This is a genomic window from Paracidovorax anthurii (assembly GCF_003269065.1).
Taxonomy (GTDB): Bacteria; Pseudomonadota; Gammaproteobacteria; order Burkholderiales; family Burkholderiaceae_C; genus Paracidovorax; species Paracidovorax anthurii.
On record NZ_QLTA01000046.1, the window covers coordinates 1 to 13118 of the forward strand.

The following is a 13118-nucleotide window of genomic DNA, read 5'->3' on the forward strand; positions in this document are numbered from 1 at the left end:
CCACACCGGGCACGCTGCCCCAACGGCTGGATCAGTTGCTGCAACAGGCCCACTACTTCGTCCTACCGCCACGGCGACCTGAGCGAACCTACCCGCGCGAGGTCAAAAACAGAGCGCACAAGTTCCCAACGAAAAAATGCCAGTCAGCTGTTAACTGACTGGCATTGCCCCCCAAGGGGGCGTTTTCCATCCTGGGGCGGCCCGGCGATGAAAAAAGGCCTGCCACCGCGGGGCGGGGCAGGCCTGGGCCATTGTCGCCTGCTGCGATCCGGGCGATCGCGGCGGCGTGGCGGGCATCGTCAGAGCGAGTCGATGAAGCTGCGCAGCTTGTCGGAGCGGCTCGGGTGCTTGAGCTTGCGCAGTGCCTTGGCCTCGATCTGGCGGATGCGTTCGCGCGTCACGTCGAACTGCTTGCCCACTTCCTCCAGCGTGTGGTCGGTGGACATCTCGATGCCGAAGCGCATGCGCAACACCTTGGCCTCGCGCGGGGTGAGGCCGTCGAGGATGTCCTTGACCACGTCGCGCAGGCCGGCCTGCATGGCGGCATCGATGGGGGCGGTGTTGGCACCGTCCTCGATGAAGTCGCCCAGGTGGCTGTCGTCGTCGTCGCCGATCGGCGTTTCCATGGAGATCGGCTCCTTGGCGATCTTCATGATCTTGCGGATCTTGTCCTCGGGGATCTCCATCTTCGCGGCCAGGATGGACGCATCGGGCTCGAAGCCGAACTCCTGCAGGTGCTGGCGGCTGATGCGGTTCATCTTGTTGATGGTCTCGATCATGTGCACCGGGATGCGGATGGTGCGCGCCTGGTCGGCGATCGAGCGCGTGATGGCCTGGCGGATCCACCACGTGGCGTAGGTCGAGAACTTGTAGCCGCGGCGGTATTCGAACTTGTCCACCGCCTTCATGAGGCCGATGTTGCCCTCCTGGATCAGGTCGAGGAACTGCAGGCCGCGGTTGGTGTACTTCTTGGCGATGGAGATCACGAGGCGCAGGTTGGCCTCGATCATTTCCTTCTTGGCGTCGCGCGAGGCGGTTTCGCCCTCGTTCATGCGCTTGTTGATGTCCTTGAGCTCGGTGAGCGGCACCACCACGCGCGACTGCAGGTCCATCAGGCGCTGCTGCAGCTCCTGCACGGGCGGGATGTTGCGTGCGAGCACGGCGCTCCAGGGCTTGCCGGCCGCGGCCTGCTTCTCGACCCACTGCAGGTTGAGCAGGTTGGGCGGGAAGTCCTTGATGAAGGTTTCCTGCGGCATGCCGCACTTGTCCACGATGATGCGGCGCAGCTCGCGCTCCTTCTTGCGCACGTCGTCCACCTGGGCGCGCACCATGTCGCACAGCTTCTCGATGGTCTTGGCCGTGAAGCGGATGGTCATCAGCTCGGAGGAGATGGAGTGCTGGGCCTTCATGTAGGTCGGCGTGCCGTAGCCTTCCTTGTCGTAGACCTTGTGCATCTTCTCGAACAGCTCGCGCAGCGTGTCGAAGCGGCGCAGGGCCTCGTTCTTGAGTTCTTCCAGCTTCTTGGTGAGGGCCTTGGAGCCGCCCTTGCCGTCGTCGTCGTCCTCTTCGTCGAACTCGTCGAAGTCTTCCTCGGCCACGTAGTCATCGGCCTCGTTGGGGTTGGAGAAGCCGTCCACGATGGTGGAGATGACGACCTTGCCCTCGCGGATCTCCTCGCCCATGGCGAGGATCTCGGCGATGGTGGCGGGAGACGCGCTGATGGCTTCCATCATGGCCTGCAGGCCGCCTTCGATGCGCTTGGCGATCTCGATCTCGCCCTCGCGCGTGAGCAGCTCCACCGTGCCCATCTCGCGCATGTACATGCGCACGGGGTCGGTGGTGCGGCCGAATTCGCTGTCCACGGTGGAGAGCGCGGCCTCGGCTTCTTCCTCGGCCTCTTCCACGGTGGTGGCCGTGGGCGTCACGTTGTTCTGGAACAGCGTCTCGGCGTCGGGCGTCTGCTCGTACACGGCCACGCCCATGTCGTTGAGCATGGTGACCACGACTTCCATGGTCTCGGCATCGACGAGCTTGTCGGGCAGGTGGTCGGAGATCTCGACCTGCGTGAGGTAGCCGCGGGTCTTGCCCAGCGTGATCAGGGCCTTCAGGCGGGAACGGCGCTTGGCCAGGTCTTCCTCGGAGAGGACGGTGTCGTCCAGGCCGAATTCCTTCATCAAGGCCCGCTCCTTGGCCTTGCTGATCTTCATGCGCAGCGGCTTGGCCTTCTCGGCGGCGGGGGTGGCCTCGGCGGGTTCGGCCTCGACCTCGCCTTCGAGGTCGGACTCGATGTCCGACAGGTCGGCGTCGTCGCCGCTGCCGCCGGAACTTTCCTCGGCGGCCTTGGGCTTGCGACCGCGCTTGGCGGGGGCCTTCGACGCGGCGGCGGTGGTGGCGGCCTTGGCGGGGCGGCCGGGGCGCTTCTTGGGCGACTCCTCGTCATCGGCCGCCGTGGAGGCGGCCACCTTGGCGCGGCTGGCCTTCTTGGTGGTTTCGTCGGAGGCTTCGGGCTTGTCGGCGGACTTGTTCACGGGCACGGATGGGGCTTTCTTGGCGGCAGGAGCGGTCTTGGTCGCAGCAGGTTTCGAGGAGGACGCGGCCTTCGCGGCGGTTTCGGGGGCGGACTTGGGCGGCTTCGCGGACTTTTGAGCGGGCATGGACGACCTCAGATTCAAAAACGGACACACAAAGGAAACGCAAGCGCCTCGGATCCCGGCGCGGGTGGCACGGCAAAGGCCGGAGCCTTCGCGGTTCGGGGGGTGGACCCCCAGGGGCAAGATGTGTGGGCGATCATTTGGTGTGCAGTCCTTGCGGTGTGGGGGCGGTGGTGCGTGTGTGTCACGGTTGCCCGGCCCGGAGGTGCTGCTGTCGCTCTTGCCGATGAACCCTAAATTATAGCCCGTGGCGGTTTTTCAAGATGTACGCGGCGCGATACCCTGCAGGGCCTGCCGCCGCTGCTCCAGCGCGCGGTACTGCGCCAGGGCCGCCGGATCGTGCGCGGCCTGCTGGATGAGCAGGTTCTGCTGGCGCTTGATGTCCTCGACCAGCATCCGGTCGAGCAGGTCGCGCAGCTCGGCCCGCAGTTCGGCCGCGTCGCCCTCGGTCTGGGCATGGGAGCCGGTCATCACGCGCACGGCGAGGGCCTCGCCGCCGTGCCCGCGCAGACTCTCGCGCAGCACGGCCCAGGCGAGCGGACCATGCTCGTGCCACTGGCCCTCCAGCCAGGTGAAGAGCGGCCCGTGGGCCGCCGGCAGCGCGCAGAGGGCGGCGTGGTCCTCGTGCGACAGGTCCTCCAGGAACTCCATGTGCGAGAGCAGCAGCCGGGCGGCGTGGTCGGCGCGGCTCGCCGCGGGGGTGGAGGGCAGGCGCGGCTGGGGCGGGCGCTCGTCTTCCCGGTCGCGCCAGCGGCCCTTCCAGTCGCCCCCTCCCTTGCGCCATGGCTTGCCGGGCCGGGCGGTGCCGTAGCCTTCCTCGCGCGGCGGCGCCCATCCGCTGCCGTCGGGGGGGGGCGATCCCCAGGGCGGCTCGTCGTCGGGGGGGCCGCCGGCCTGTGCCGGGGCGGACGGCCGGGAGGCGCCCCGGCCACCTTCCTGGGCCGTGGCCTGGCTCCAGAGGTCCGCGAGATCGCTGGCGCCGAGCTGGGCCAGCTCGGCCAGTTCGCCCAGCAGCTGGCGCTTGAGCGCGCCGTCGGGCAGGGCGCTCCAGAGCGGGCGCGCGTTGGCGGCCATGCGGGCGCGGCCTTCGGCAAGGCCGAGGTCGCAGCCGTCGCCAGCCGCCTCCACCAGGAAGCGGCTCAGCGGCTGGGCATCGCGCACGTGCCGCGCGAAGGCGTCGGTGCCGTGCTCGCGGATGAAGCTGTCGGGGTCGTGCTCGGCGGGCAGGAAGAGGAATTTCACGCTGCGCGTGTCGGTGGCGTAGGGCAGGGCGCCGTCGAGCGCCTTGCGCGCGGCCCGCCGGCCCGCCGTGTCGCCGTCGAAGCTGAAAACCACCGTGTCGGTGAAGCGAAAGAGCTTGTGCACGTGCTCCGGCGTGCAGGCCGTGCCCAGCGTGGCCACGGCGTTGGGAAAGCCGAGCTGCGCGAGCGCCACCACATCCATGTAGCCCTCGGTGACGAGCGCGTAGCCGTGCTCGCGGATGGCGGTGCGCGCCTCGAAGAGGCCGTAGAGCTCGCGCCCCTTGTGGAACACGGGCGTCTCGGGCGAATTGAGGTACTTGGGCTTGTCGTCGCCCAGCACCCGGCCGCCGAAGCCGATGCACTCGCCCTTCACGTTGCGGATGGGGAACATCACCCGGTCGCGAAAGCGGTCGTAGCGCTTGCCATCCTCCTCGTTCACGATCACGAGGCCGGATTCATGCAACAGGGGGTTGTCGTACTCGGGGAAAACGCTGGCCAGCGAGCGCCAGCCTTCGGGCGCATAGCCCAGGCCGTAGCGCTTGGCGATGGCGCCCGAGACACCGCGGCCCTTGAAATACGCGACCGCGCGCGGCGATTCGCGCAAGTGCCTGCAATAGGCGTCGCCGGCTTTTTCCAGCACGTCGGTCAGCGTGGCCTGCTTCTGGCGCTGGGCGGCAGCCCGTTCGCGTTCTTGCGGTGAGACGTCGTCCTGCGGCACCTGCAGGCCGACCTGCTGGGCGAGGTCGTTCACGGCTTCGACGAAGCCCATGCCTGCGTGCTCCATGAGGAAGCTGATCGCATTGCCGTTCTTGCCGCAGCCGAAGCAGTGGTAGAACTGCTTGGAGGGGCTGACGCTGAACGAGGGCGACTTCTCGCCGTGGAAGGGGCACAGCCCCATGAAGTTGGCGCCGCCCTTCTTGAGCTGCACGTAGCGGCCGACGATGTCGACCACATCGACGCGGGCGAGCAATTCCTGGATGAACGACTGGGGGATGGACACCCGGCGATTGTCCCCCAACGCGCCGGCGCCGGCCCCTGCCGGCCGGCGGCCGGTCAGAGCCCCGGTGTCCGTGCCTCGCGCGGGGTGACGCCGAAGCGGTGCTTGAACATGCGCTGGAAGGTGGACGGATCGGAAAACCCGCACCGCTGCGCGATCACCGACAGGCTGGGCCGTTCCGCCGGGGGGGCGTTTGCATTCACGGTGATTTGCTGCCAGGCGGTTTCCAGCCGCGCGGTCCAGATGGCCGCCGCCACGCCCTCGCCGTGGCGCGCGAACAGCCGGTACAGCGAAGCCCGGGAGCATTCGAGCAGCGCGGCCAGCCGCTCGGCACAGAACGCCGGGTCGCCGCAGTGGCGCCGTATCAGGCCCCAGGCCGCCCGGTACAGGCTGTCGTCGAAGCGGCACGAATCGGGCTCCAGGCCGGTTTTCTGCGATGTCTGCAGCAGCGCCAGGGCCATGTCGGTGCAGGCTTTCAGCACGGCAGTGCGTTCGTCGGCCGCCATGCGCGGTGCCTCGCGCCAGGTGGCTGCCATCAGCGTTTGCAGCACGCTGCCCAGGCCCGGGCGCTGCGGCAACAGGTCGGGCAGCACGAAACCCGGGCCCAGGGCGTCGTGGATCTTTTTTCGCGACAGAAAGATGGACAGATCGCGGTGACGGGAGCGCCGCACCTCCACGGGCCGGGCGTAGTCCACCAAATAGAGCATGCCGGCCGAGATTTGCCGGGCGCCGTTGTTTTCCTGCGTGGCCCAGTGGCACTCCGCCATCAGCGACAGGCTGATGTCGTCTGCGCCATCCCGGCGGCACATGGCCTCGGTGCGCACGGCGTGCACGGCCTCGCTCGCGTGCTCGACCAGATCGGCACCGTGGCCGACGATGCGCCGCAGACGTCCGCCGAATGCGGTCCCGTCCTGAACGGCGGGCATGGAGCGCATGCGGCTGAGCACGGATTCCCGCCAGAAGTCGAGGCGCTCTTTCGGGGGAATGGGATCGGTTGCCACTTCCACCAGCGTCCCCGGCGCGTGCGGACTGGCGAGCGCGGCGTGGCGATGGTGGGGGGAGTCGGGAGCCAGACGGACCTCGGTTGCCATGAATTCCATTTGCCCTTCGGCGGTCTGTTGCTTTGTGTGTGTTGCCATGCGAAATGTAGTGCACACGCGACACAGCGCAAAAAAAATTCCTTGGCACTGGCTGGGGCTGAATTTGATCCCTTGTCTCAATCAGCGGGGGCTTGAAAGGCGCTTTATCTCAGCCGCCGGTCCAGCGTGCATTTGCCGGCGGGATGGCAGCGCGGCCCCTTCGAACGGACGGGTTGCTGCGCCAGGGGCGAGACGTCACGATGCACGGGCCGTTGGGTGGCTTGCCGCTCAATGCAGTGCAAAAACTTTCGTCATCTCTCAAGGACCGGCTTTGCCGGACACCCCCCCCATGGAACCTGTGGACAGCCCCTTCGACCCCCTCATGCATCTCGACCTGGCACGAAGCTGTGGCGAAGGCGGCCTCGGCCCGGCCCCCCATGCGCTGGAGGTGTCGGTCTACGCCGAGTCCACCGGGCCGCGCCAGGGCACGCTCACGGTCTTCAGCGCCAGCGGCGAGACTCTGGCCCAGACCGCGTTCGACAGCAGCATCACGGTGTCGGTGCACGCGGCGGAGACCGATCTGCGCCTGGTGCTGGAGATGGAGGCGGGCCTGTACCTGGCGGCGCGGGTGGCGGGTTACCGGTCCGGTACGGCGGTGGTGCTGTCTCCGCTTTCCACGCTGGTGGATGCCTACGCCGGCGCGCACCCGGGCATGGACCTGGCGCAGGCCCAGGCCCGCGTGCTGGAGTCGCTGGCGCTCCCGCCGGACGTTCCCGTCGGGACGCCGGGCTGCAGCCTGGACCGTGACTTGTTCGATAACGAGCGGTTCTACCGGGCGGCGGGCGATGCCGGGGGCATGGCCGCCCTGGCCGGCCAGGTGGCGGGGGCCGTCAACGAGGGCCGTGTCCAGGGGTTCGGGCAGGGCACGGCGGGTCTGCTCGGCGCGGGCAAAAGCACCGAGGCGATCGTCAAGGATCTGGTGGATGGCCTGGCCGGCAACTTCAAGGACTGGGCGGGTGGCCAGGTCAAGGGTTGGCTGATGCAGGTCAGCGGGCTCAACAGCTTCCTGCGCGAACTCGGCCTGGGCGAGGGCGAGGACTCCACGGCGAAACAGCTGCAGGCCCTGACGGCCGAGATCCAGCGGCTGAGCGATGCGATCGACAAGGTGCCGCGCTCCACGGCGTACATCGTGTGCCTGACGGCCCTGGAAACATTGAAAGCTTTCGTCAAGACCAAAACCGAGTTGCTGCAGGACGCTGCCGGGGACGCGCCGCCATCGGCCGAGCAGCTCCAGGAGCAATTCGTCAAGAATGTGAACGAGAGCCTCGTGCTGACCCAGCTCCACGACAACCAGGTGGGGTCCGGCTCCGATGCGAAGGGGCTGATTCGCCTGCTGCTGGACGACCACCCCAAGTTCTATGCGGGGCGTGCCGATACGGCCTACGACGAAATCCTGTTCAACGCCTTCAACCAGGCACGTGTGTTGCAGGTCCAGGCGCTCAATCTGAAAATCGAAGCGGCCCATGCGGACAACCCGCCGCAACTGGCCGCGGCCGAGCGATGCCTGGACGATTACCACATCCAGATCAAGCGCCAGCGGCTGATGTACCCCAACGGGCTCAAGCCCTTTGCCGACGGGGCCATCCTGGACCGCGCCACCGGGCTGATGTGGAAGCCGGGCATGTTCGAGTACGACGGCTATGAGGCCCTGCTGGCCGATCCGGCGAGCGCAGGCAACCCCTGGCGCCTGCCCACCATCGAAGAACTGCGGAGCTTGATGCCGCCCGATGCGGCGCGCGCGCGATTGCTTTCGGATGATCGGTCGGCGGCGGCACCGGCGATCATGCGGCATTTCGGTTTCCTGCCGCTGACGGTTCAGAAGGATGGCGCGACCCAGTACCGCCATTTCGCGGACCTGGGGCCCGCCGGGTCCAGGGACCGCAAGATCCTCGGGCCGGGCTATATCGTCACCTCCAATGCGTACAAGCGCCGCGATCGCAACTGGGGCATGCACGATTACGAACTGCGCACGCTGGTCATGAATCTCTACAACGGCGACGAGGAAAACATCCGCATCAAGTTCTGCCGCGGCAATGGCCAGTGCTACACCCAATACGGCAGCAATGTGCCGCCTGTGCCGTGGACCATGCCCGTGCTGTACGTTCGCAGGCCGCCGGTTCCCATTCAGTTCAAGGTCGAGTTCTACGAGGGCTTCAAATCCACGTCCGACACCGCGCAGGGGCGGGCCTTGGCCTTGTACTCCGACAGCGACCGCTGGAAGGACGTGACCGAGGATGCCATCTGGAGCGTCGTGGGCGACAACGCGTCTGACGTTCACGTGTCCAACAGCGACGGTACCAGCGGCCTGGTGCAGTTGCGCAGCAAGGAGCGGACGCCGCGGGCCTACACCATCAAGGCGGAGCTGCCCTGGTACCTGTCGGACCAGCCCGGCCAGTCGGGCCGGCTCGACGGTACGGCGGTGCTCTACGGCAACCAGAGCGCGCCGGCGCCGGTGCTGAAGCGCCTGCTGCTGTCCCCGGCCAAAAAGGTCACCAAGCAGTACCCATCGGTGTATGACCTCCACATCCGGGGCGTGCTGAGTTCAGGCGCCGCGGTCGATCAGGACGAGGCCGCCTGGTCATGGACTTCCAACGATCCTAGCGTGCAGATCAGTTCTTCCGGACGGGTGACCGTGTCGAAGGCCCCGGCATCGAAAAAGCAGATCCAGATCAAGGCGAAGAGTGGCGACGCCGAGGGGTTTGCCTACCTCGTGCTGTTGCCGTGACTCCGGGGCCCAGCCCATGCCAGCGGTGTGCTCCGGGTCAAACGGCCATGCGCTCGACCACGCAGGCCGGGAAATGATGCCGCTGGCGCACGTGGCCGCCTGACCCGCAAACAAAGAGGGAGAGAGGGAGAGAGGGAGAAGACGGGCGCGGCGTGGGGGCCGGTGCAGTGCGCCGGCTTCCACGCCCCACGCCGCCCGCGGCGCCGGGGTGCAGCAGTGCCTCGGCTGCGGTGCGGGGGCGTTCCGCGTACGGCGCCGTGACAGCCCGCCGAATGGGCGTAAGCTGTGCGTTCGATCGACCTCCGTCGCCTGCCGCGTAACCCGCCGCTGCCATGCATCCGCCTGCGTCTTCTCCGCCGACCTGCGCTGCCTGCCGCGACGGGCAGGCGCTGGATTTCGGGTTCACCATGGCCTTCCAGCCCATCGTGGACCTGCGCGAGGGGGGCAGCGTGTTCGCCTACGAGGCGCTCGTGCGCGGCGTGGACGGCAGTCCCGCCGCGTCGGTGCTGGGCCGCGTGAACGACGCCAACCGCTACGCCTTCGACCAAGCCTGCCGCGTGCGCGCCGTGGAGCTGGCCGCGCGCCTGGGCATGGACTGCCGGCTCAGCATCAACTTCCTGCCCAACGCCGTGTACCAGCCCGAGGCCTGCATCCGGGCCACGCTCGCGGCCGCGCGGCGCTGCGGCTTTCCGGTGGAGCGGATCATCTTCGAGGTGGCCGAGAGCGAGAACCTGCACGACCGCGAGCACCTCAACCGCATCCTGCGCGCATACCGGCGGCAGGGGTTCCACACCGCCATCGACGACTTCGGCGCAGGCTATGCCGGCCTCGGCCTGCTGGCGGATTTCCAGCCCGACCTGTTGAAGATCGACATGGCGCTGGTGCGCGGCATCGGCGCGGACCCGGTGCGCCAGGCGATCGCGCGCTGCGTGGTGTCGATGGGCGACGCACTCGGCATCGCGGTGGTGGCCGAGGGCGTGGAGACCGAGGCCGAGCTGCAACCCCTGCGGGCGATGGGCGTGCACCTCTTCCAGGGCTACCTGTTCGCGCGCCCGGCGCTGGAGGCCCTGCCGCCCGTGCAGTGGCCCGCGCCCACCGCGCCAGGCTGAGGCGCGGGGCCGGGGCGGGCCCGGTCACTGGTTGGAGATGATGGTGAGCAGGTCGCCGCGCACGTCGGGGTTGTCGGTGTGCTTCTTGTAGAGCGGCGCCATCCGCCGCACGTAGGGCGAGAAATCCGACACCGCCACGAACTGCACGCCTTCCTTGGCGAGCGCCGCGCGGGCCGATTGCACGCGCTTCTCCCACAGGCCGCGCATCAGGATCGCGGAGTTCTTGCCGGCCTTCAGGAAGGCCTGCTGGTCCTCGGCGCTCAGCTGGCCCCAGAGCTTGGTGGAGACGACCAGCGCCTCGGGCGAGATCATGTGCTGGTCCAGCAGCATGTATTTGGCCAGCTTGTAGTGGCCCGTGGACTCGTAGGAGACGAGGTTGCCCTCCGCGCAGTCGATCGTGTTGTTGCGGAATCCGTCCAGGACATCCTTGTAGGGAACGACCACGGGCGTGCCGCCCAGCAGTTTCACCATCTCGATGTGCGAATCGACCTGCTGCACGCGGATGCGCTGCCCGGCCAGATCCTCGCGCCGCGCGATGGGCTTGGTGCAGTAGAACGAGCGGGCGCCGCCGTTGTACCAGCCCAGCACCACGTAGCCCGCGCCCTTGAGCTTCTCCGCCAGCCGGTCGCCCATGGCGCCGTCCAGGTAGCGGAACATGTGCGTGGCATCAGTGAACAGGAACGGGAGATTGAAGGCCTGCAGGGCCGGCACCGCCTCTGCAAGGGGCCCAGGTTGAATTCGGCCACGTCGATCTCGCCGGCCTTGAGCATCTTCACGGCCTTGCCCTGGTCGCCCAGCACCGCGTCGGAGAACAGCTTGATCGTGTAGCGGCCCTTGGTGGAGGCCTCCGCCTCGCTGATGAAGCTTTTCATGGCTTCGGTGACCGGGTAGCCGTCGGGGTGGGTGTTCCATGCCCGCAGCGGGGCCGTCTGTGCGAGGGCGGGTACCGCCAGGGTTGCCAGCACCGACGCGAGTGCGATCCTGAAACGCTTGCGCATGCTCATCTTCCTCCAGTGTTGTCGAGAATTCTTCGGTGGCCGTGCTTGGCCGGGGGTGAGCGTGTTGCCGGTGGGAGGGCATTGTCCCGGTGCGTTTCCGGTGCGGGCAAGCACTTCTTGAGGCCGTGGAGTCGGCCAAGCCACAGCCCCGAGTGTTCGGCAATAGGCATGCGGGGCCGGATGTGATAGCACGGTGGCGCGGTGGCAAAAAAAGAGCACCCGGGGGATGCTCTTTTTCGTGGTGCATGGCCGCTGCCGGGGGCTCAGTCCCCCATCACGATCCCCTCGCGCCGGGGGTCGGCGCCGCCCAGCCACATCGGCTGGCCATGCACGTTGGCGCGGGTGATGGCCTGCAGGCCGCTGGTCATGTTCATCTCGCGCACCTCGGCGCCGCGCGTGCGCAACTGCTCCACAGTGGCCGGGGCGAAGCGTTTTTCCTCCAGCATCGTCGGGCCGTTGAGCGAGCCGAAGTTGGGCAGGTTGATGGCCTGCTGCGGCGTCAGGCCCCAGTTGAAGATGCCGTAGAGCGTCTTGGCCGTGTAGTGGATGATGAGCGCGCCGCCGGGGCTGCCGCCGCTCATCGCGAGCTGGCCGGTGGCCTTGTCGAATACCAGCGTGGGCGCCATGGAGGAGCGGGGGCGCTTGCCGGGTTCCACGCGGTTGGCGATGGGCTGGCCGTTCGCGTCCTTCGGGGCGAAGCTGAAATCGGTCAGCTCGTTGTTCAGCAGGAAGCCCTTGACCATCTGGCGCGAACCGAACTGGTCCTCGATGGTGGTGGTCATGGCCACCGCGTTGCCCTTGGCGTCCACGATGCTGATGTGGCTGGTGCCGTGCTCGATCTGGTCTGGCATGGGCGCGTAGCTGGTTTTCACCACGCCGGGCGTGCCGGGCTGGGCCACCTTCAGGCTTTGCGGGCCGATGAGCCGCGCGCGCTGGGCGAGGTAGGCCGGATCGAGCAGGCTCGACCAGCTGCCCGCCGGCGGCTGCACGAAGTCCGGGTCGGCCACGTACAGGCCCCGGTCGGCGAAGGCGAGGCGCGAGGCCTCGTTGTAGAAGTAGAGCCAGTCGGCGCCGGGCTGCAGGTCCTGCGCGCCCTGCGGGCCGGCCTGCAGCGGCAGGCTGGCGGCGGGCGTGTTCTGCAGGATGCCGAGGATCTGCCCCACGGCGATCGCGCCGGAGCTGGGCGGCGGGAAGCCGCAGAGCCGGAAGGCCTTGGCCGCCGCCGCTGTGTAGTCGCTGCACAGGGCTTCGCGCTTCTTGGGCTGGTAGCCCGCGAGGTCCGCCAGGCTCAGCTTGCCGGGGTTGGTCGGGTGGCCCTGCACTTTGGCGACGATGGCCTGGGCCACCTCGCCTTCGAGCAGCGCCCGGGAGCCGTCGCGGGCGATGCCGCGCAGCACCGAGGCCAGCTCGGGGTTGCGCAGCACGTGGCCCACGGGCCAGGGCTTGCCGGCGGCGTCGAAGAAGTAGGCGCGGGCCACCGGGTCCTGCGCGAGGTATTTCTCGTTGGCGAGCAGCGTATTGAGGCGTGCGCTCACCTTGAAGCCGCTCTCGGCGAGGCGGATCGCGGGCTCGAAGAGCTGCGCCCAGGGCAGCACGCCGTGCTCCTTGTGCGCCAGCTCCAGCATGCGCACGGCGCCGGGCACGCCCACCGAGCGGCCGCCCACCACGCCGTCGTAGAACGGCACCGGCTTGCCGTCGGGGCCGAGGAACAGGTTTTCGTCGGCCGCGGCGGGCGCGGTTTCGCGGCCGTCATACGCCTCGACCTGGCTGCCCGTGGCGTGCAGCAGGAAGGCCCCGCCGCCGATGCCGCTGGACTGCGGCTCCACCAGCGAGAGCACCATCTGCACGGCGATGGCCGCGTCGATGGCCGAGCCGCCGGCCTTGAGCACCTGGTAGCCCGCGTCGGTGGCGAGCGGATTGGCGGCCGCGACGGCGAACTTCTGCGTGGCCCAGCCGGGCTTCTCGGTGTAGCCGGAGGAGCCTTCGGGCTGGTCGGGCACGGTGTAGGCGAGGCGCGGGGCGCTGGAGCACGCGGCCAGCAGGGCGGCGGTGGCCGCCAGGGCCAGCGCGGAGCGGCGGGTGGAAGGGGGGATCATCGGGAAAACTCCTCCGTGCATTGCATGGTTGCTTCAAGGGTGCCGCGCATCCTATCGGGCGCGGCCCTGTGCGGGGCGGGTTGTTACAAGCGGCTACCAGGCGGGGCGGGGCAGCACGGAGGCCTGAGCGGTGCCTGCCCGCGGATGGCGAGAGTTTTGCCA

The 13118-nt window shown here is 68.3% G+C and carries 6 protein-coding genes and 1 pseudogene; 2 read left to right on the top strand and 5 right to left on the bottom strand.

Translation table 11 applies throughout. The features are described 5' to 3' along the window. Window positions 1–299: 299 nt before the first annotated feature. From rpoD to AX018_RS18720, 3 genes are all read right to left on the bottom strand, one after another. Window positions 300–2654, bottom strand: coding sequence for an RNA polymerase sigma factor RpoD (gene rpoD, locus AX018_RS18710; RefSeq protein ID WP_111880411.1), 2355 nt, complete (start codon window positions 2652–2654; stop codon window positions 300–302). Window positions 2655–2909: 255 nt separating this feature from the next. Next, window positions 2910–4892 carry a DNA primase gene (gene dnaG, locus AX018_RS18715; protein WP_111880415.1) on the bottom strand — a complete coding sequence of 661 codons (1983 nt, stop codon included), beginning with the start codon at window positions 4890–4892 and terminating at the stop codon, window positions 2910–2912. Window positions 4893–4945: 53 nt separating this feature from the next. After that, on the bottom strand, window positions 4946–5980 hold the full coding sequence (locus AX018_RS18720; protein ID WP_211322483.1) for a helix-turn-helix domain-containing protein: 1035 nt from the start codon (window positions 5978–5980) through the stop codon (window positions 4946–4948). A gap of 337 nt (window positions 5981–6317) precedes the next feature. Between AX018_RS18720 and AX018_RS18725 the strand changes: the two genes are divergently transcribed. Together AX018_RS18725 and AX018_RS18730 are read left to right on the top strand one after the other, a co-directional pair. After that, window positions 6318–8753, top strand: coding sequence for an Lcl C-terminal domain-containing protein (locus AX018_RS18725; RefSeq protein ID WP_111880419.1), 2436 nt, complete (start codon window positions 6318–6320; stop codon window positions 8751–8753). Window positions 8754–9085: 332 nt separating this feature from the next. Next, complete coding sequence (locus AX018_RS18730; protein ID WP_111880422.1) at window positions 9086–9862, top strand: EAL domain-containing protein; 777 nt, start codon at window positions 9086–9088, stop codon at window positions 9860–9862. A gap of 24 nt (window positions 9863–9886) precedes the next feature. Here AX018_RS18730 and AX018_RS18735 read toward each other — a convergent pair. Together AX018_RS18735 and AX018_RS18740 are read right to left on the bottom strand one after the other, a co-directional pair. Beyond that, a pseudogene (locus AX018_RS18735) lies at window positions 9887–10860 on the bottom strand (TRAP transporter substrate-binding protein). Window positions 10861–11123: 263 nt separating this feature from the next. Beyond that, window positions 11124–12956 (bottom strand): gamma-glutamyltransferase family protein, encoded by a 1833-nt coding sequence (locus AX018_RS18740; RefSeq protein WP_111880424.1) that lies wholly within the window; start codon window positions 12954–12956, stop codon window positions 11124–11126. Window positions 12957–13118: the final 162 nt, after the last annotated feature.

What these genes read in the sequence shown, in the direction of transcription:
- rpoD (WP_111880411.1), bottom strand. Translation starts at nt 2,654, where the DNA reads ATGCCCGCTCAAAAGTCCGCGAAGCCGCCCAAGTCCGCCCCCGAAACC.
- AX018_RS18720 (WP_211322483.1), bottom strand. Translation starts at nt 5,980, where the DNA reads ATGGCAACCGAGGTCCGTCTGGCTCCCGACTCCCCCCACCATCGCCAC.
- AX018_RS18725 (WP_111880419.1), top strand. Translation starts at nt 6,318, where the DNA reads ATGGAACCTGTGGACAGCCCCTTCGACCCCCTCATGCATCTCGACCTG.
- AX018_RS18730 (WP_111880422.1), top strand. Translation starts at nt 9,086, where the DNA reads ATGCATCCGCCTGCGTCTTCTCCGCCGACCTGCGCTGCCTGCCGCGAC.
- AX018_RS18740 (WP_111880424.1), bottom strand. Translation starts at nt 12,956, where the DNA reads ATGATCCCCCCTTCCACCCGCCGCTCCGCGCTGGCCCTGGCGGCCACC.